Below are 19,700 nucleotides of genomic sequence, written 5' to 3'. Positions count from 1 at the left end.
GAAAAGATGTAAGATTGGAATTAATTTTATCAACTAATTTGACAATAAATAAGACAATGCAAGAAGAAGACAAAGTGGATAGTTTAAAAGATGTGATTGCAACGCCATTTAAAGATTTAGAATATATCACCAATATCTTAATCACAAAAGGTTCTGAAATAGGTTGGAGCTTGGTTTCTGCTATTTTAACTTTAACCATCGGTTTTTGGATATCAACAAAACTGAAAAACCTTATTGAAAAAAGAATGATAGCGCGTAATGTTGATTTGTCTATTCGTTCGTTCTTAGTACCAATCATTAATATCTTTTTTAAAGTTATCATCTTAATGTTCGTTGTAGATCGATTGGGACTAAATGCTTCGGGATTGATTGCTGCACTTGGTGGAGTTGGTTTGGCAGTTGGTTTAGCTTTACAAGGTTCTTTATCAAATTTTGCGGCAGGAATACTCATCATTATTTTCAAACCATTCAAAGTTGGAGATTATGTTGTTTCGCAAGGACATGAGGGAACAGTAGAATCGATTAATATATTGAATACCGTTTTAGCAACTGCAAAAGGTCAAATTATTACATTGCCAAATGGTAATTTATTTAATAATCCAATCATCAATTATTCGGTCAAAGAATACCGTCGTTTAGATGTAAATGTAGGCATTTCGTATGATGACGATTTTGACAAAGCTCGTCAAGTATTATTAGATGTTTTAGATAAAAATGAGTTGGTTGATGATGCACAATCAAAAACCGTAGAAATTTTAGAATTTGCTGATAGTAGCGTTAATTTAGCCATACGTTGTTATGTTAAAAATAGCGATTATTGGACCGCTTATTGGCAGTTATACCGAGCAGTGAAATATGCTTTAGATGATCATCATATTTCAATTCCTTATCCACATACGGAAATGGTTTTTAAAAATGAAGCCAATTCACCTACAAATCCATTAGAAAACAAAGAATAATGAAGTATTTTTTGATTATATTTTTAATTCTTTCTTCTGTGCAAATAAGTGCACAGAAGAAAGAATTAATTGATCAGCATCTTAACTCAGATTTCTACTCGACTCAATTTACAGGATTCTATTTGTATGATCCAATAACAAAAGAAGAATTGTATAATTACAATGGGAACAAGTTTTTTATTCCTGCTTCTAACACCAAAATCTTCACGCTTTATACAGCGATGAAAATGTTGAACGATTCGATTCCTGCGTTTAAATATCAATTAATTAACGATGAATTACATGTACAAGGAACTGGAGATCCAACATTTTTGCACCCAAAATATAAAAATACACGAGCAGTAGACTTTTTGAAAAATAATGGATCTAAACTTATCTTTCATTGGAATAATTTTGATGAAGAATCTTTTTTACCAGGATGGACTTGGGATGATTTTAGAAAAGATTATTCACCAGAAAGAAGTCAGTTCCCGATTCATGAAAACTTAGTGTCTATTTCTAAAAACGGGAATTCCATCAAAACATTTCCTACTTATTTCGAAGAATTAACAGAAATTAGAGAGATGCCAGAACCAAGGAGTTTTTATGATAATAAATTTTATATCAGCAACAAAAAACGTTCAGCAAAAGTACCCTTTATTGTAAATGAAACGGTAATCGAAAAGTCATTGTCGCAAATTTTGGGTAAACCAGTTGATATGGTCAAATCGCCAATGGCAAGAGAAGCAAAAGTTTTTTACAGTCAGAAGTCAGATGATGTTTACCGCGAAATGATGGAGAATAGTGATAATTTTTTGGCAGAACATTTATTGATTTTAGCTTCGAGTACATTACCAGGGAAATTAAGTGCTACAGAAATTATAGCGTATGCAAAGCAAAACTTATTAAAAGAGTTGAAACAGCAACCCGAATGGTTTGATGGTTCTGGTTTGTCGCGTTACAATTTGTTTACACCGCAAAGTTTTTCACAAGTTTTAGAAAAAATGTATAACGAATTTCCAGAAGAACGTTTGTTTTCTATTTTCCCAATTGGAGGTAAAACTGGAACTATAAAAAATAGATACAGAGATACGATGCAACCCTATATTTACGCTAAAACAGGAACATTAAGTAATAATGTAACGTTGAGTGGTTATTTGAAAACTAAATCTGGTCGAACACTTATTTTTAGTTTAATGAATAATAATTCAGTTAAAAATTTATCGTGGATCAGAAATGAGAATGAAAAACTCTTAAGAATTGTGAGAGATCATTATTAAAAGTTTTCACAATAAAAAAGCCTTTCGTACTCGGAAGGCTTTTGATTTATTAGAAAGACATTTTTACGGTGTCGTTATTTCTTGTTAACATTTTTGTGTCTTTTTTGTTTTTAATATCAAACGTCACAATATTTTGTTGGTCACTAAAAACATCAGTTAACAAAGCTACTTTTAACTCTATTGTGTTAATGTCAGATATTTTTTCAAACTTAAAGAAAACTCGTGTCGATTTATCATTTACTTGATAACCGTAATACGAAGTCCCCAACGCTTTTCCATTTACTTTGACATCAACTTTACTGTTTACATAAGCTTTTAACTTATTTTCAAAGTTCGATTTATTCGAAACATCTGCACCAACAGCTTTTTCCAATTGATTGGTAAAAGTACGTGCGGTTATATTGAGCGTTCCTGTTTCTTGTTCGTAATCAACCTTGATATTCGCTGTGTGGAAATCCTGTGCGCTTAGGTTAAATGTGACAAAAACCAAAAGCAAAGAGAATAGATATTTTATATAGTTCATTTTATTACTTAGTTTGTACAAATCTCTTTCAAATCGAATGCCAAATATTCTTAAAATTGAAAAGTATATTTGCTCGACTTGTTTTTATAACGGATTTAGAATAAAAAAATTATGAAATTTTTAAAAAATAAAAAGAGTACTAATTACTTAATACTCTTTTTATGATTTTATTCTAAACGATTAAGCAAACCAAACGTGGTAAGGAATTCTGCTTAAAATACAAACCAATCCGATGATAGCAAAAATTGCTACACTCATAGGTACGGTTGTCGAACGTTTTAATTTTGCATTTGCAATTGTCATAAAAACAACCCCAGCAATCATCATCATTGGGTGCTCTACGAATGTTAATCTTAAAGCAGAATCAGACATAATATTTGATGGTTCTAAGGCAGAAAACATCATAATATAATAGACTAATCCAATTAACAATTGTACGTGAAATGTAATCGTCGTAAATAATCCGATTTTCTTGATTGTAGCGTTGGTGTCTTTTTTCGAAATTGCGTAAATTAATGTTGAAATCACAAAGATAACGCCCATCAAAATCACAAGATAAGCCCATCCACTATGAAATTGTTTGATAAAATCCATTTTTCTAATTTTAGTTTTTCATTACAAAAATAACAAACCTTTTAACATAAATACTATTTGTTGAGATTTATGTGTTGTTAGAACAGTTTTTTAGATTAAGCAAAATCTCGTAATTTCGCGCAAAATATATCCGAAATGGGAAAAGATAAAATCAGAAGATTTAACGAAAATAAAACTTTTCAGAATGTTGTTCAACCAACACGAGAGGAAGCGATCAATAATTTTGCATTAAAAGGAAATTGGAACAAGGATTTTTTTAAAAATGATCATCCAATTGTTTTAGAACTTGGTTGTGGAAAAGGAGAATATACTGTTGCAATGGCGCGTCGTGACAAAGATCGTAATTTTATCGGAGTAGATATTAAAGGTTCAAGATTTTGGCGTGGAGCAAAAACATGTTTAGATGAAGGAATTGAAAACGCTGGATTTCTTAGAACACAAATCGAAATTATCGACCATCTTTTTGCTGAAAATGAAGTGAGCGAAATTTGGATTACTTTCCCAGATCCACAAATTAAATTCAGAAGAACAAAACATCGTTTAACTGATCCCGAGTTTTTGAGACGTTACAACAAGATTTTGAAACCAGATGGAACAGTTAATTTGAAAACAGATTCTGAGTTTTTACATGGTTACACACATGGTGTTATTCATATCGAAGGGCACGAAGTGATTCGTTCTACACACGATGTTTATCACCCAGACCATTCGGATATACCAGAAATAGTGACAGCTGTACAAACCTATTATGAATCGAAATTTTTGGAAGAAGGTAAAAAGATTACCTATATAAAGTTCCAATTAAAATATTAATGAAGAATCCATCGAAAGATGGATTTTTTTTATTTATAAAAAAGGATAAATAATTATTCAACTATATTTGTCTACACACTAATATGATATTATGAAAAATAAACTTTTATTCCTTTCTCCTCTTTTGTTGAATGGATTTTTTTCCTTCGCACAAATCAAACCAGATTTTATTTATGCGACAATGGAAACAGAAAATGCGTCAATCTTACAAAGAAATCAACCAGATTCTATTCAGATTTTATCTTCAAAAGATAATCTTTCAGCAATTTATTTTCATCCAGCGATTACAGAAGATTTGAAAGAGAAATTTGCACATGGAAATGGTTATATTTTTCAATCTTCAAAAAAAGAAGCGTTGCAAGCAATTCAACCAATCGTTTTTCAAAAAAATGAACCATTTACTTATACCATAACTGAACAAGATTTTATAACTAAAGCATTAAATGATGTTGATGTAAAAGAAATTGAAAAGACGATTTTATTATTAGAAGGTTTCAAAACACGTTATCACACGCGTCAAGAAGCTAACGATGCCATTCTGAAAATAAAAGAAGTTTGGGAGCAAATGATTGCAGAAGCAGGTAGAACTGATGTTGTGGTGAAAATTGTGGATCATGTCAATACACCAATGAAATCATTGATATTAACCATTAATGGGAACGAAAAAAAAGACGAATATGTGATAATTGGTGGACATGCTGATTCGACTATAGGATGGAGTGGCGATCAATCTTTTGCGCCAGGAGCCGATGATAACGCATCGGGTATTGCTACGATTACAGAAGTTTTGCGTGTTTTGTTAAAAAACAACTTTAAGCCACAACGTACCACAGAAATCATGGCGTATGCAGCCGAAGAAATTGGTTTAGTAGGTTCGGGAGAAATCGCTAAGCAATATGCAACGGATCAAAAAAATGTGATTGGTTATGTACAATTTGATATGACGAATTACAAAGGATCTGCAAAAGATATTGTATTAATGACAGATGCGTATTGTGATGCTAATCTGAACTCGTTTTTGATGCAATTGATGGACGAGTACAATCAATCAGGTATGCATCAATTTACGTATGATACGTCAAAATGTGGTTATGGATGTTCGGATCACGCAAGTTGGGCGAATAATGGCTTTTCTGCTGTTTTACCTTTCGAATCAAAAATGAGTGATAGTAATCCGTATATTCATTCTATAAACGATACGTATGCATCAATGGGAAGTACATCTACACATGCTGCTAAGTTCACGAAATTAGGGATCGAATATATTGTAGAAGCGGCGAAACAAACGGGGAAATTAGGAACTGAAACGATAGAAAAAGAAACGTCTAAAATATATATCACAGATAAAACATTAAATTATCAAGTGAATTTTAAAGCAGCAATTTCGGTGAAAATTATTGATGCAACTGGACGAACTATAAAAATGATGAATGCTGAGCATTCGAAAGGAAGTATAAATTTGTCTAATCTCTCAACAGGATTTTATATAGCTACAATTTCCGATAATCAAGGAAATTCTATTTCACATAAATTTGTATTGAAGTAAATTCAACAAAATAAAAAACAAAAAGCAAGCTGAATTCAGCTTGCTTTCTATTTTTGAAATTTATTTAAATCTTAATCATTCAAACTTTGTAAGTAAGAAACCCAACCTAACGTTTGGTATTCTTTAGCAGCCGTTTTTACATCAGCAGCTTTGTAAATTCCACGACCAACAATCATAAAATCGGTATGGTAATTTTTGAAAACCAATTCTGGTGTATTGTATTGTTGTCCTTTGCTATCTCCAGTCGAAGAAATATTAACACCAGGTGTAAACAATAACAAATTATCTGGGATTTGACGTTGAGCAACTGCACCCAAAACATTACCCGATTGTTCTGAAACATTGATTGCTTTCGTGAAGTAATAATCATCTGTTAATGTTCCTTTCGAAGACATTTCTACAATTGTAATTACGCCAGTGTTTTCGAAAACTTTCAACGATTCTAAACCTCCAATTGGATGAACAGTTACTAAATCTGCCCAATCAGAAATTTTATAAATCGATTTCTTGAATTGTAATTCTTGTGTATTTCCGATATCTCCAAATTTGCGGTCTTCAAATAATAAGAATTCTTTTTCGCGTGCGATTTTTTTCAATTCAACGATTAAGTTATCCGAAAAATCTTGAATAATATCTGAATGTAATTTTAAAGCAACAACATGATCACCAACTTTTCCTGCGAAATCAATAATTTCATCAGAAGTAATCAAATCAGCAGAAGCAATCAAGTTTGATTGTTTTTTAAGCGCTAATTCTACCAAACGTTTTCCAACAGGATGAACAATTTTTTTATTCTCCAATGCAATACGTTGTTTTGCTGGAACAGCTTCAGCAGGTAAAGCTAAAAAGTCTTTGATTTTTTTCGCCTCATCATCTGTCAAGCGATGGTATTTATGTAAAATATCAATTACTTCGTGAATAGTGAATAATGTCTTCACATTGTAACCTTGTTCTTTTAATTTTTCAGAACCACCTTGTGCTCGATCCAAAACAACAACCAAATCTTTTACACGTAAACCTTCACGTTCAACTTGATCAATTGTTTCTAATAAAGATTGTCCAGATGTAATTACATCTTCTACTAAAAGACAAGATTGTCCTTCGGAAAAAACACCTTCTACCATACGTTTAGTTCCATATCCTTTATTCTCTTTACGTTTGATAATCAAAGGAATATTCGATGTTAAACTCATTGTAGTCGCCATTGGTAATGCTGCGTAAGGCACACCACAAATCAAATCGTAGTCAACATCTTCTACTAAATCTAATAAGTTGTTTGCTAAAGTTTTTAATAATTGTGGACTTGAAGCCAAAGGTCTTAAATCGACATAGAAAGGAGATTCTATACCACTTTTTAAAGTGAAATTTCCAAATTTTATAATTCCCAGCTCGTAAGCTTTCAATAAAAAATCTTCTCTTGGTTGCATTTGTGTAATGTTTGAGCAAAGTTAATAGCTTTTTGAGTGATTTATTGCATTTTAAGCCAAATTAATTTTTAGATGTATAAAAATTGAATATTTATACTGATTTGATTTATAATTTGTTCTAAAAGTGAAAAATTATAAATTTTAAAGAAAATTAGTAATTAACCTTTTGAAATTTTTCTAACGTATTTCTATATCGATTTTATCATCTCATCAATTTTAGTTCGTCAGTTTGAGTGTTTAAAATGATGAATCATCTTTTTAAACGTTTCGATAACTTGACGAATTGCTTTAATACCTCTTACTTCTCCATACAATTTTCTTTTCTATCGAAACTAAAATCACTCGAGGTGATGTATTGTCATTTTTAACTTTCTTCATCTTTCAACCAAATCTTCATAAAATAACTTTATTTTTGAGTTTTATAAACAAACACAAAGTGAAAAAATATATCCTTGCAAGTTTTGCATTAGTCAGTGCATTAGCATCAGCACAAGAAAGTCCATTCAAATTCAAAGAGTTGGTTAATAATTCGGCACTTCCAGTTATTTCGCAAGGAAAAACAGGAACATGTTGGTCATTTTCTACGGTCTCTTTTTTAGAGTCGGAAGTGAAACGTATAACGGGTAAAAAAGTCGATTTATCAGAGATGTACAATGTTCGTTTTACGTATCCAGTAAAAGCGTATAATTATGTTTATCGCCAAGGGAAAGCTCAATTTAGCGAAGGTGGATTATCACATGATGTATTGAACTCTGTTCGCAAAAATGGTTTAGTTCCAAACGAAGTGTACGCAGGTTTTACAGTTGGCACAGAAACTAAACATAACCATGAATTACTGGTAAAAGAATTAAAAACAGATTTAGATTCGATTGTAAAGAATCCAAAAAAATACTTAACAACTGATTGGAAAAATAATTTCGATCAAAAATTAAATCAAAAATTAGGTGTTCCTCCAACAGTATTTAAATTCGAAGGAAAAGAATATACACCACAGGAATTTGCGAAATTCTTAAAAATTAATCCAGACGATTATGTTACACTTACATCGTTTCAACAAGCACCGTATTATTCTCAATTTATTTTACAAGTGCCAGATAATTTCTCGAATGGTTCGTACTACAATTTGCCATTAGATGAATACATGAAAGTGTTAGATGAAGCGTTATACAATGGATTTACTGCTGCATTTGATACAGATGTTTCAGAAAAAACGTTTTCTAAAAAGCATGGTTTAGCCGTTTGGCCTTCAGAAGGTTTAGAATCTGATTATTTTGTGGAAATTTTGCCAGAAAAATGGGTTTCTGCAGAAGAACGTCAAGCAGCTTTCGAGGATTTGTCAACACAAGATGACCATTTGATGCATATCACAGGAATTTTAAGAGATCAATTAGGAAATCAATATTATGATGTGAAAAATTCTTGGGGAACAGAAAATTTAGGAAATAATGGACATATTTACATGTCTAAACCTTTTTTTAGAATGAAATCAATTGCTTTTACAGTACACAAAGATGCTTTGTCAGAAAAGGTAAAGAAGCAATTAGGAATAAAATAATAATACACAAAACGATAAAATGAAGACATTAGAACAAGCGATAGAAAAGTTAGAGCATAAGGGTTATTTGGATATAGAAATTCCGAAAGGAACCGATTTAGTTGCAGAGATTAATAAATTACGCAAAGAAAAAAATGCAGTAATTTTAGCGCATTATTATCAATCGGGTGAAATTCAGGATTTAGCAGATTATTTAGGCGATTCGTTGCAATTAGCTAGAGCAGCAGCTAAAACAGAAGCTGATATGATTGTTTTTTGTGGTGTTCATTTTATGGCAGAAGCTGCGAAGATTCTTAATCCTTCAAAAAAAGTTGTTCTTCCAGATACAAAAGCAGGTTGTTCGTTGGCAGATTCTTGTTCGGCAGAAGGTTTGCGTGGCTTGCGAGAGCAACATCCAAATGCGATTGTGGTAAGTTATATCAATTGTGATGCAGGTGTTAAAGCGGAATCAGATATTATTGTGACTTCTTCTAATGCAGAAGCGATTATCAATTCGTTGCCAGAAGATCAAGAGATTATTTTTGCGCCAGACCGTAATTTAGGGCGTTATTTAAATCAGGTTTGTAAGCGTAACATGATTTTATGGGATGGCGCTTGTATCGTTCATGAGGCTTTTTCGTTGGAAAGAATTGCGCAACAAATGGCAGAAAATCCAAATGCAAAATTAATTGCTCATCCAGAAGCGCAAGAAGATTTATTGAAATTTGCTCATTTTATTGGTTCAACTTCTCGTTTGTTGGATTATGTGGTAGAAAATGAAGCGACAGAATTTATCGTAGCGACAGAAGAAGGAATTTTACATGAGATGCAAAAATTAGCACCTAATAAGAAGTTGATTCCAGCTTTGGTTCAAGATGAATCGTGTAATTGTTCTGAGTGTTTTTATATGAAATTATCAACGTTAGAAAAGTTGTATTTGTGTATGAAATATGAACTACCAGAAATACAAATTGAAGAAAGTTTGCGTATAAAAGCATTGGCTTCGATTAATCGTATGTTAGATTTATCAGAAAAAATCAAATAATGGCTATACAAGATGTTTTAGTCATTGGTTCTGGAATTGCAGGATTATCGTATGCACTAAAAATTGCAATCAAATATCCTGATGCCAAAATTACCATTGTAACCAAAGCAAATAAAGACGAAACCAATACAAAATATGCGCAGGGAGGCGTGGCTGTTGTCAGCGATTTCGAGAATGATAGTTTCGAGAAACATATTCAGGATACGCTTCGTGCAGGTGATGGACTTTGCAAATTAGAAGCGGTTGAGGTAGTTGTAAAAGAGGCGCCAGACCGCATTAACGAAATTATTGATTGGGGCGTTCGATTTGATAAAAACAAGGAAGGTATTTATGATTTAGGTCGCGAAGGAGGACACACCGAAAACCGAATTGTACACCACAAAGATGTAACAGGTTGGGAAATTGAACGTGCGATGTTAGAAGCAATCAAAGAATATCCAAATATTCAAATTCTTACCCACCATTTTGTAGTTGATTTGATAACAGAACATCACTTGAATCGAGATTTAGCAGACCAAACAACATGTTTTGGAGCTTATATTTTAGATTTAAATACAGATAAAGTCGAACGTCATTTAGCCAAAGTAACCTTATTAGCAACAGGTGGAGTAGGGCATGTTTATAAAAACACCACGAATCCTATTATCGCAACTGGGGATGGAATTGGTTTGGCTCGTCGCGCGAAAGCAACCGTCTCAGGGATGCAATTTATTCAGTTTCATCCAACAGCTTTTTACAGCGAATTTGACGGACAATTGTTTTTAATTTCGGAAGCGGTACGTGGATTTGGAGCTAAGTTACGCACAAAAGATGGCGAATTATTTATGCATAAATACGATGAACGAGAAGAATTAGCTTCGCGTGATATCGTTGCTCGCGCAATCGATAATGAAATGAAATTACGCGGAGACGACTATGTTTACATTGATTGCCGTCATTTAAATAGAGAAAAATTCTTGGAACATTTCCCTAATATTTACGAAAAATGTAAATCCGAAGGTTATGATATGTTTACAGAATTAGTTCCTGTGGTTCCGGCTTCGCATTATTTATGCGGCGGAATTGATGTCGATTTAGATGGTAAAACATCAATAGAGAATTTGTTTGCGGTTGGCGAATGTTCAAATACAGGATTGCATGGCGCAAATCGTTTGGCTTCAAATTCGTTGTTAGAAGCAATGGTTTTTGGACATCGTGCAGCGTTGAATACTATCGAAAAACTAAACCAAAATAATTTCTCTATTCAGAATTTTAACTTTCCAGAATGGAACGAAGAAGGAATGAAAGTACAAGAGGAGTTGGTGTTGATTTCGTATCTGCGCAAACAACTACAAGCGATGATGAGCGAGTTGGTTGGAATTGTTCGTAGCGATGCACGTCTTAAAATTGCTCAAAGTCGTATTTTAGAAATTGAAAAAATGGTCAAAGAAATTTATTATTTCACGATTATTTCGCCTAAATTATTAGAACTTCGAAATTTGGTTGATGTGGCATATTTAATTATCGAACAAAGTACCAATCAAAAAGAAAATCGAGGAACTTTTTATAACAAAGATTTTAATTAAATGAAGAACTTTTGGTTGATAATTCCGCTTCTATTTTCAAGTTTAGTATTCTCTCAAACAAAAAAGAAGGATAACGAAAAGCCAAATTTAACAGTTGTTGATGCGAATACGATACCTGTTTATTTTGGTTGCGAAAATCTCAAAGAAAAAAGTGAGTTACAAGCTTGTTTGAGTAAAAATTTGAGTGAAGATATACAAGCTCAAATCGCTTACTTTTCGAATATCGCAGATTATTTACATATCGAATCTGTGCAATCTAAAATTGGATTTATCATCAATGAAGAAGGTCGGTTCTCTGAGGTAAATATAGATGGAGCTAATCCGATTTTTAACAGTGTTGCACATGCAAGTTTGGTTTTACTAAACAATAAAATGGATCGAAATAATCTAAAAATAGAACCTGCTCGTGATCATAAAAATAAAGCTGTTCGGATGAGGTATAATTTGCCTTTACGCTTTATGTTGGAAGAACAGAATAACGAGTTTGAGAAATTCCCTTCAGCGAATCGCGTGTTGTTTACTTTAAAAACCTCAGAAGAAGAAATTGAAGTTCGTATTGATAAAGATTTTAATTTGAAGACGTATGGAAAAGCCGGGAATCGTGAATATTATTTGGGACGATTCTCTAATTTATTCGAAATGGCTGCGGTAGATCCTTATGCAACAGCTTTTGATGCGGCTTTTAAATCTGGCGTAATTGATATTACAAAAGGTATAATTGAAGACAAGGAATACAAACTTCAAATCAAAAACTTTTTTGATAATGATCCTTCCGCACAAGTGTTGATTACGGTTGTACGTGAAGAAAACGGAACTTGGGCCGAATATTATGAATATAAAACCAAGAAAGAATTTAATCAATCAAAATTTGCATCCTTAACTTATAGATAATGAATTTACCTACATATATTACAAACGAAAAATTACAAACATTTATTCGTCAGGCTTTTTTAGAAGACGTTGGCGATGGTGATCATTCAACTTTAGCATGTGTTCCCTACGATTCTATGCAAGAAGCAGAATTGAAAGTGAAAGACAACGGGATAATTGCTGGAATAGAATTAGCGAAAATTATTTTTGCCACATTTGATCCTTCATTGAAAATCGAATTTTACAAAAATGACGGAGATAGCGTAAGCTTTGGAGATGTAGCGTTTAAGGTGAAAGGTTCTTCGCAATCAATCTTAACGTGTGAAAGATTGGTGTTAAATTGCATGCAGCGTATGTCAGGAATAGCAACTTATGCACACGAAATGATGGAGTTGGTGAAAGGAACAAATGCGAAAATTTTGGACACAAGAAAAACAACACCTAATTTCCGAATGATTGAAAAATGGGCCGTTAAAATTGGAGGTGCAGAAAATCACCGTTTTGGATTGTATGATATGGTGATGTTAAAAGATAATCATGTTGATTTTTGTGGAACAATTACAAAAGCGGTTGCCCAAACAAAAGATTATTTAGCTAAACATCATTTGCATCTAAAAATAGAAGTAGAAACGCGCAACATGGATGAGGTGAAAGAAGCTTTAGAAGCGAATGTTGATTTTATCATGTTAGACAATTTTGACCTCGAAACTTTGAAAGAAGCTGTTATCTATATAAATGGAAAAACAAAAACAGAAGCTTCGGGAGGAATTACAAAAGACTCTGTGCGTGCTATTGCAGAAACTGGAGTAGATTTTATCTCGTCTGGTGCAATTATTCATTCGGCTTCAAATTTTGATTTGAGTTTGAAAGCGGTTAAGTAATGAATTTTTACCATCACGTCATACCAATCTTATGTTTATTGTAAAGTGATAACAGAAAAATTTAACAATTTCAAGATTTGTTTTCCTGCATTTTATTTTTGATAGTTAAAGGATAGATATTTGGATTGATTTAATTTTTAACATTCATTTATAATAAAAATAACGATGACATCTATTTAAATGATAAAGTTTTAAAATTAACAAATATTATCTATACTGGTTCTAAATAAGGAATTTTGTATTGTTTTTGAAGCTGATTTATGAAAAATAATCGCTCAATTAGAGTAAAATGTGTTTAAAATTTATTTTTCAACTTATGTTAACTTTTAATTAAATATCTAAAAAAAATTAATTATTTATAAAATTACTTTGTTTAAACTAAATAGATTTTTATTTATAAGCAATTTGTGTTATTAAATTGATAATTAACATAACGGTTAGTCAAGAATAATTTAAAAATTTACCATAATTTAACAATAATCTCATTAAAAGTGCAGAACTTTGCAAAAGTAAACTTTTAAACTATTTCAAAAGATGAGGTTAAACTCAACTAAGCTTTTACTTGTAGGAGCTTTTGCCTTAATGGCATCATTATCTTTCGCCCAAGTTGTTGAACCAACAGATTCTACAAAGGTTGAACAGGACGAAAACGTATCTTTAGGAGAAACATTAATCATTGGTAAAGGAGTAATCGATATCGTTGAAGATCGTAAAACTCCGGTAGCTGTTTCTACAATTAGTAAAGCTTCAATTGAAGATAAAGCGGTAGGAAATGTAGATTTTCCAGAAATCTTTGCTACAACACCATCAGTTTATGTTTCTGGACAAGCAGGAGGGTTTGGAGATTCTCAAATGTTTTTACGAGGATTTAGTAGTCAAAATACGGCTTATTTATTAAACGGACAGCCTATTAACGGGATGGAAGATGGTAACTTGTATTGGTCTAATTGGTCTGCAATGACTGAGGTGGCAAATGCAGTTCAAATTCAACGTGGTTTAGGGTCTTCTAAATTAGCGATATCTTCTGTTGGTGGTACTGTAAATATGGTTACCAGAGCGACAGATAAAAAACAAGGTGGTTTTGTAAGATTTAATACGGGTAACGATAGTTACATGAGTGCGACAATTTCTTATAACACAGGAATGAAAGGTAAATGGGGAGCATCGTTCTTATTTAACCAAACATCTATGCATAGATCTTGGGCGCAAGGGACAAGTGCTAATTCGCAAGCCTATTTTGTTTCTGTAGGTTATAAACCAAATGATCGTCATAACATTAACTTTATGATTTTTGGTGCGCCACAAGAACATGGTCAAAACTATTCAACAAAAAGTGAAAAGCAGTGGGCTGAAGCTGAAAAGTACGGCTATGGCAAAAAGTATAATACAACTTATGGCTATTTAAACGGTAAAGGAGAAAATCTAAGAACTAACTTTTACCACAAACCAGTAGCTAACTTAAACTGGGACTGGACAATTAATGAGAATATGAACTTGTCTACAGTACTTTATGCTTCAACAGGTACAGGAGGAGGAACTTCTGGTGTTGGTAGAGCTTCAAGTACGTTAAAAAATGGATTAGTTGATTTTGATTTAATTCAAGGTAACAATATGTTAGATCCAGATGGAATTGGAAATAACGGAGGTAAAGATATTAACGGAGTTAACAATGTATCAAATGGTGCAATTCGTACTTCGGTAAATAACCATTTTTGGTATGGAGGAGTAACAAATTTAAACTTTGATACTAAAACTGGGTGGAACTTCAACTTAGGTGCTGACGTTCGTTTTTACCAAGGAAATCACTTCCAGCAAATGAGTAATTTATTTGGACTAAAAGGATGGTCAGAAGTTAACAAATCAAATGGTCAAACAGTTGTTGTAACAGAAACTTTTGGAACTAATCCTTGGTCAGCATTATTCAAATCAGCTAAAAAAGGACAAAGAATATCAAGAGATTATTCTGAGGATATTAACTACCAAGGAGCTTTTGGACAAGTTGAATATTCTAATGAGATCTTTACAGTATTCGGTCAAGGAGCAATCTCTAACCAATTCTACCAAAAATTTGATACTTGGAATTATGGAGGTGTAGAAGAAGCTTCTAAAAAAGTAAACAAAACAGGGTGGAATGTTAAAGGAGGTTTGTCTGTTAACATTAACGATGAAAATACTGTTTTTGCAAACGCAGGACGTTACTCTCGTCAACCATTCTTAGATAATGTATTCGAATATAATAAAGTTGATTTACGTGAGCCAAATGTAGAGAACGAGGAAATTACAGGTTTCGAAGTTGGTTACAAGTATGAAACAAGAAACTTAAGAGTAAACATTAACGCTTACCATACAAAATGGGGGAACCGTTTCTTAGGTATGTCTGGATCAATAATGCAACCAGATAATACAACTAGACCAATTTATACAGCTTATACTGATATTGCTCAAATACATAAAGGTATTGAAATTGATTTTGATGCTAAAGTTTCTCAAGCATTCAGCTTATATGGATTCGCATCTTACGGTGATTGGAAATATGACGGAGAAACTCCATTCGAATCTATGTACACAGATGATGATACAATTTTCGAGAAAGGGAATGTTGATTTAACAGGAACATATATCGGAGAGGCAGCTCAATTTACATTTGGTATGGGAACAAAAGTTAACTTCACAAGAAACTTATATTGGGATGTAGATTTTATGTACAATGCTCGTGCATATGGACAAGTGAATCCAGAAGATGTTGTTAAAAGCGCATTAAAAGGAGAAGTTTATCAAGCAGAAAAAATCTCACCTTTTGCTCGTGTTAACACTGGAGTAGCTTATGAGTTTAAATTTGGTAAGCAAAAAATCAAATTTAGAGGAAATGTACGTAACTTATTCAATGATCAATATGTAAGTAGAATTGATAGAAATGGATACGGATATGCAGTAGGTAGAACTTGGAATGCAGGTGTTACTTATAGCTTCTAATAAGAATTAATATTTCTTAACATATTCAAGCGGACTTAGTTTTAAGTCCGCTTTTTTATTGATATTTGATAATTAGACGGTTGACTTAAAAAGATAAAATAAATAAATATTTATTTAAAACAATTCTAAATAAATATTTTTTAAGAATAATTATTCATTTAATAATGAATTAATATGCGTTTGAAACTTTTTAACTATTATTGATAAAATATGTAACGTTACACTATTTTAATTAATATATAATTTTTAATAAAATTAATGGTGTGTAATTATTATATTGATAAAATAGTTAAGTTTTAAATGAGTTATAAGAAAAAAAGGATTTTATCTTATAATTATTCTTAATTAACATAAGGTTTATAACCATTTTAACATATATACACCTCAACTTTGCAAAAGTAAACTTTTAAACTATTTCAAAAGATGAGGTTAAACTCAGTTAAGCTTTTATTAGTAGGAGCTTTCGCCTTAACGGCATCATTATCTTTCGCTCAAGTTGTTGAACCAACAGATTCTACAAAGGTTGAACAGGACGAAAATGTATCTTTAAGTGAAACATTAATCATTGGTAAAGGTGTAATTGATGTAGCAGAAGCTCGTAAGACTCCTGTTGCTTCTACAGTTATTACAAGAGAAGAAATCCTTGATAAAGGAGTTGGAAATGTAGAGTTTCCAGAATTATTAAAAAATTCTCCATCTATTTATGTTGCAGATCAAGCTTCAGGTTTTGGTGATGCAAAAATGTACATGAGAGGTTTTGATCAATCAAATACAGCTTTCTTATTGAATGGGCAACCAATCAATGGAATGGATAACGGTAGTTTATATTGGTCAAACTGGCAATCAGTTTCTGATATTGCAAATGTTATTGATTCTCAACGTGGTTTAGGATCATCTAAATTAGCTATTTCTTCAGTAGGAGGAACTGTAAATATTATAACAAAAGCTACAGATAAAAAAGAAGGAGGTTTTGTACGTTACTTAGCTGGTAACGATTCTTATCAAAAACAAACTATTGGTTATAATACAGGAATGAAAGGTAAATGGGGTGCTTCATTTATGTTTGATAACTGGTCTGCTCACAGAAGTTTTGCTCGAGGAACTGAAGGTAAAGGACAATCTTACTTTGTTTCTGTAGGTTTCAAACCAAATGAACGCCATACATTCAACTTTATGATTTTTGGTGCTCCACAAGAACATGGTCAGAACTATTCTAAACCAATGGAGACAAAGTATCGTAATATTAAAGTTGATGGGGTAAATAAGAGTATTATTGCAACTCCAGGTTATGATATCACAGGTCGTATAGGTAACTCTAATTACGGTTTTTACAATGGAGAAGCTTTATCTGCAAAAACAAATTATTATCACAAACCAGTAGCTAATTTAAACTGGGATTTCTCTATCAATGAAAACTTATCATTATCTACAGTTGTTTATGCATCTACTGGTACTGGAGGAGGAACAACTCTTTTAGGTAATGGTCCTGGTTATACAGATGGTGGATATACTGCAAATGGAGATATTAATTGGGATGTATTAGCTGCTAAAAATAAAGAATTATCAAACGGAATTTCGAATGGAAATAATGGTTCTGTTTTAGCGTCTTCTGTTAATAATCACTTTTGGTATGGTGGAGTTTCAAATTTAACGTTCGATACGAAAAAAGGATTTACATTTAATGTTGGTACAGATATTCGTTTTTATCAAGGAGAACATTACCAACAGTTAAATAATTTATTAGGAGCTTCTGGACGTACTGCATCTAATGCTCAACGTTCAAAGGATTATGTTGTTTCTAAAACATATAGTTCTAGTCCATGGGGGGCATTATTTAATAGAGCTGATCGTAGTGAGAGAGTTGGCTTTGATAATTCTGAAAGAATTAATTACCAAGGTTTCTTTGGTCAAGCAGAATATTCAAACGAATTATTCTCTGTATTTTTTCAAGGAGCTTTATCTTGGCAAGAATATGAAAAATATGACAACTGGAATTATACTGCAGAAAAAGCAAAAGAAGCAGGAGTTAAATTTAAAAACGGAAAAGCTTACTCTGGCGAGCATACACAAATCGGTTATAATTTAAAAGCTGGTGCTTCTATTAACATGAACAAAGAGAATAGTTTATTTGTTAATGTTGGTAAATTTTCTCGTCAACCTTATTTAAATAATATTTTTGTTCGTAATACTGTAAATTATATTGATACAGGTATTAATAATGAAATTTTACAAAGTATTGAAGCTGGTTACCGTTACAAATCTCGTACATTACGTGTAAATGTTAACGCATATTATACAGAGTGGGATAATCGTTCTATGACATACAATGGTTCTGATTTTGTTGATAGTAATGGAGATAATCACAATAGTGTACGTTTTATCGCGACAGGTTTATCAGAAGTTCACAAAGGTATCGAAGTAGATTTTGATGCTAAAGTAACACGTGATTGGTCTATTACAGGATATGCTTCAACAGGAGATTGGAAATACAAAGGTAAATATAATTTCCAAGTGCAAGATACTGATACGCAAGAGTTGGTACCAGGATATGAAAACAAAACTGACGAATTAAATGCGTATGTAGGAAATGCAGCTCAATTTACATTTGGTATGGGAACTAAAGTAAAAGTAACAAAAGCTTTATCTTTCGATACTAACTTTAACTACTATGCACGTGTTTTTGAAAATGTAGATTTAATTGATGCAACTAAAGCTTCTATTGCTGGAGAAGAATATGTAAATGTGCCTATTCGTCCTTATGCAATCGTTGATTTAGGAATGTCTTATAAATTCAAGATTACAAATAGTCAATCTATTAAATTTAGAGGAAACATCAAAAACTTATTCAATGATCAATACATTTCTCGTAAAGATAACTACGGTTACTTCTGGGGGAATGGAAGAACTTGGAATGCAGGTGTAACTTACAATTTCTAAGAAATATTTTCTTTATATAACAAAAAGACGAGCTCATGTAGTTCGTCTTTTTTTTGTGTTTACCTTTGATAAAATTTTAAATTAAAAATGATTCAACCCGATTTTCTAAAAGAAGGTGATAAAATAGCAATCGTTGCGCCTGCAAAACGTATGTTGCAAGGCGAATTAGACGAAGCAATAGAGTTAATTAAATCTTGGAAGTTAGTTCCAGTTCTTGGAAAAAATATCTATACTGAATATGATTTTGGCTACAAATATGCTGGAACAGATGAATTAAGAACCGAAGATTTTCAGTGGGCATTAGATGATGTTGAGATCAAAGCAATTTGGTGTGCTCGTGGTGGATATGGTTCTGTAAAAATTATTGATGAATTAGATTTAACGAACTTTAAAAAACATCCAAAATGGATTATAGGTTATTCAGATATTACTGTTTTTCATAATCATTTTAATCGTTTAGGTTATCAAACTTTGCATGCTGTTACAGCAAAAAAATTAGCCAATACAGACTATCTTCCGATTTCTTATCAAAGTGTTTATGACGTCTTGTTTGGGAAAGAAATTCAGTACGATAATTCCATTCATGCCTATAATAATCTGGGTGAAGTAAAAGGCGAATTGGTCGGAGGTAATCTTTCGATTGTTTGTTCTCTTTTAGGAAGTGAATCTGCAATTATCAATCCTTCAGATAAAATTTTGTTTTTAGAAGATTGGTTCGAGAATTGGTATGCTGTTGACCGAATGTTGATGAATTTGAAACGCAACGGAATTCTA

Annotated in this window: 15 protein-coding genes; 12 read left to right on the top strand and 3 right to left on the bottom strand. The window is 32.2% G+C overall.

Annotated elements, in window-relative coordinates:
* Positions 1-14: 14 nt before the first annotated feature.
* Both Q0616_RS10860 and Q0616_RS10855 read left to right on the top strand, forming a co-directional pair.
* Complete coding sequence (locus tag Q0616_RS10860) at positions 15-959, top strand: mechanosensitive ion channel domain-containing protein (protein ID WP_284582800.1); 945 nt, start codon at positions 15-17, stop codon at positions 957-959.
* On the top strand, positions 959-2,218 hold the full coding sequence (locus Q0616_RS10855; RefSeq protein WP_298776943.1) for a D-alanyl-D-alanine carboxypeptidase: 1,260 nt from the start codon (positions 959-961) through the stop codon (positions 2,216-2,218). Before Q0616_RS10860 ends, Q0616_RS10855 begins: the two co-directional genes overlap by 1 nt.
* 49 nt (positions 2,219-2,267) lie before the next feature.
* Here Q0616_RS10855 and Q0616_RS10850 read toward each other — a convergent pair whose 3' ends face one another.
* Positions 2,268-2,741 carry a DUF6702 family protein gene (locus Q0616_RS10850; RefSeq protein WP_171622604.1) on the bottom strand — a complete coding sequence of 158 codons (474 nt, stop codon included), beginning with the start codon at positions 2,739-2,741 and terminating at the stop codon, positions 2,268-2,270.
* Between the two features lie 180 nt (positions 2,742-2,921).
* Positions 2,922-3,335 (bottom strand): hypothetical protein, encoded by a 414-nt coding sequence (locus Q0616_RS10845; RefSeq protein WP_298776941.1) that lies wholly within the window; start codon positions 3,333-3,335, stop codon positions 2,922-2,924.
* Positions 3,336-3,470: 135 nt separating this feature from the next.
* Here Q0616_RS10845 and trmB point away from each other — a divergent pair, with 135 nt between their 5' ends.
* Both trmB and Q0616_RS10835 read left to right on the top strand, forming a co-directional pair.
* A complete protein-coding gene (trmB, locus tag Q0616_RS10840; RefSeq protein ID WP_171622602.1) occupies positions 3,471-4,148 on the top strand; it encodes a tRNA (guanosine(46)-N7)-methyltransferase TrmB in 678 nt (225 codons plus the stop codon).
* 91 nt (positions 4,149-4,239) lie between these two features.
* Positions 4,240-5,694, top strand: a complete 1,455-nt coding sequence (locus Q0616_RS10835; protein ID WP_298776939.1) for a M20/M25/M40 family metallo-hydrolase — start codon at positions 4,240-4,242, stop codon at positions 5,692-5,694.
* 71 nt (positions 5,695-5,765) lie between these two features.
* Here the strand turns inward: Q0616_RS10835 and Q0616_RS10830 are convergent, their stop codons facing one another.
* Positions 5,766-7,121: an orotate phosphoribosyltransferase gene (locus Q0616_RS10830; RefSeq protein WP_171622600.1), complete on the bottom strand. Its 1,356-nt coding sequence runs from the start codon at positions 7,119-7,121 to the stop codon at positions 5,766-5,768.
* A gap of 436 nt (positions 7,122-7,557) precedes the next feature.
* Between Q0616_RS10830 and Q0616_RS10825 the strand changes: the two genes are divergently transcribed.
* The 8 genes from Q0616_RS10825 to Q0616_RS10790 all read left to right on the top strand — a co-directional run.
* On the top strand, positions 7,558-8,676 hold the full coding sequence (locus tag Q0616_RS10825) for a C1 family peptidase (RefSeq protein ID WP_286483546.1): 1,119 nt from the start codon (positions 7,558-7,560) through the stop codon (positions 8,674-8,676).
* Between the two features lie 19 nt (positions 8,677-8,695).
* The gene (nadA, locus tag Q0616_RS10820; RefSeq protein WP_284582796.1) at positions 8,696-9,700 is read left to right on the top strand and encodes a quinolinate synthase NadA; all 1,005 of its coding nucleotides are present in this window, start codon (positions 8,696-8,698) and stop codon (positions 9,698-9,700) included.
* Positions 9,700-11,265 carry an L-aspartate oxidase gene (gene nadB, locus Q0616_RS10815; protein ID WP_286483548.1) on the top strand — a complete coding sequence of 522 codons (1,566 nt, stop codon included), beginning with the start codon at positions 9,700-9,702 and terminating at the stop codon, positions 11,263-11,265. The genes nadA and nadB overlap by 1 nt, the downstream gene beginning before the upstream one ends.
* Positions 11,266-12,156: a hypothetical protein gene (locus Q0616_RS10810; RefSeq protein ID WP_298776936.1), complete on the top strand. Its 891-nt coding sequence runs from the start codon at positions 11,266-11,268 to the stop codon at positions 12,154-12,156.
* Entirely contained in the window at positions 12,156-13,016 is an 861-nt protein-coding gene (nadC, locus tag Q0616_RS10805) for a carboxylating nicotinate-nucleotide diphosphorylase (RefSeq protein WP_298776935.1), read from the top strand. Before Q0616_RS10810 ends, nadC begins: the two co-directional genes overlap by 1 nt.
* Before the next feature lie 534 nt (positions 13,017-13,550).
* Positions 13,551-15,989, top strand: coding sequence for a TonB-dependent receptor plug domain-containing protein (locus Q0616_RS10800; RefSeq protein WP_286483551.1), 2,439 nt, complete (start codon positions 13,551-13,553; stop codon positions 15,987-15,989).
* Positions 15,990-16,412: 423 nt separating this feature from the next.
* A complete protein-coding gene (locus Q0616_RS10795) occupies positions 16,413-18,926 on the top strand; it encodes a TonB-dependent receptor plug domain-containing protein (RefSeq protein WP_298776933.1) in 2,514 nt (837 codons plus the stop codon).
* Between the two features lie 87 nt (positions 18,927-19,013).
* A partial coding sequence (locus Q0616_RS10790; protein ID WP_298776931.1) for an LD-carboxypeptidase occupies positions 19,014-19,700 on the top strand: 687 nt, incomplete at its 3' end.

Source organism: uncultured Empedobacter sp., from assembly GCF_937930195.1.
GTDB lineage: Bacteria > Bacteroidota > Bacteroidia > Flavobacteriales > Weeksellaceae > Empedobacter > Empedobacter stercoris.
Note: the sequence above shows the minus strand (reverse complement) of the source record. Positions and strands in the feature narration are given on the sequence as shown.

Excerpts from the sequence above, each read along its gene's own strand:
- Q0616_RS10855 (WP_298776943.1), top strand. The coding sequence starts at position 959 with ATGAAGTATTTTTTGATTATATTTTTAATTCTTTCTTCTGTGCAAATA.
- Q0616_RS10850 (WP_171622604.1), bottom strand. The coding sequence starts at position 2,741 with ATGAACTATATAAAATATCTATTCTCTTTGCTTTTGGTTTTTGTCACA.
- Q0616_RS10845 (WP_298776941.1), bottom strand. The coding sequence starts at position 3,335 with ATGGATTTTATCAAACAATTTCATAGTGGATGGGCTTATCTTGTGATT.
- trmB (WP_171622602.1), top strand. The coding sequence starts at position 3,471 with ATGGGAAAAGATAAAATCAGAAGATTTAACGAAAATAAAACTTTTCAG.
- Q0616_RS10835 (WP_298776939.1), top strand. The coding sequence starts at position 4,240 with ATGAAAAATAAACTTTTATTCCTTTCTCCTCTTTTGTTGAATGGATTT.
- Q0616_RS10830 (WP_171622600.1), bottom strand. The coding sequence starts at position 7,121 with ATGCAACCAAGAGAAGATTTTTTATTGAAAGCTTACGAGCTGGGAATT.
- nadA (WP_284582796.1), top strand. The coding sequence starts at position 8,696 with ATGAAGACATTAGAACAAGCGATAGAAAAGTTAGAGCATAAGGGTTAT.
- nadB (WP_286483548.1), top strand. The coding sequence starts at position 9,700 with ATGGCTATACAAGATGTTTTAGTCATTGGTTCTGGAATTGCAGGATTA.
- Q0616_RS10810 (WP_298776936.1), top strand. The coding sequence starts at position 11,266 with ATGAAGAACTTTTGGTTGATAATTCCGCTTCTATTTTCAAGTTTAGTA.
- nadC (WP_298776935.1), top strand. The coding sequence starts at position 12,156 with ATGAATTTACCTACATATATTACAAACGAAAAATTACAAACATTTATT.
- Q0616_RS10800 (WP_286483551.1), top strand. The coding sequence starts at position 13,551 with ATGAGGTTAAACTCAACTAAGCTTTTACTTGTAGGAGCTTTTGCCTTA.
- Q0616_RS10795 (WP_298776933.1), top strand. The coding sequence starts at position 16,413 with ATGAGGTTAAACTCAGTTAAGCTTTTATTAGTAGGAGCTTTCGCCTTA.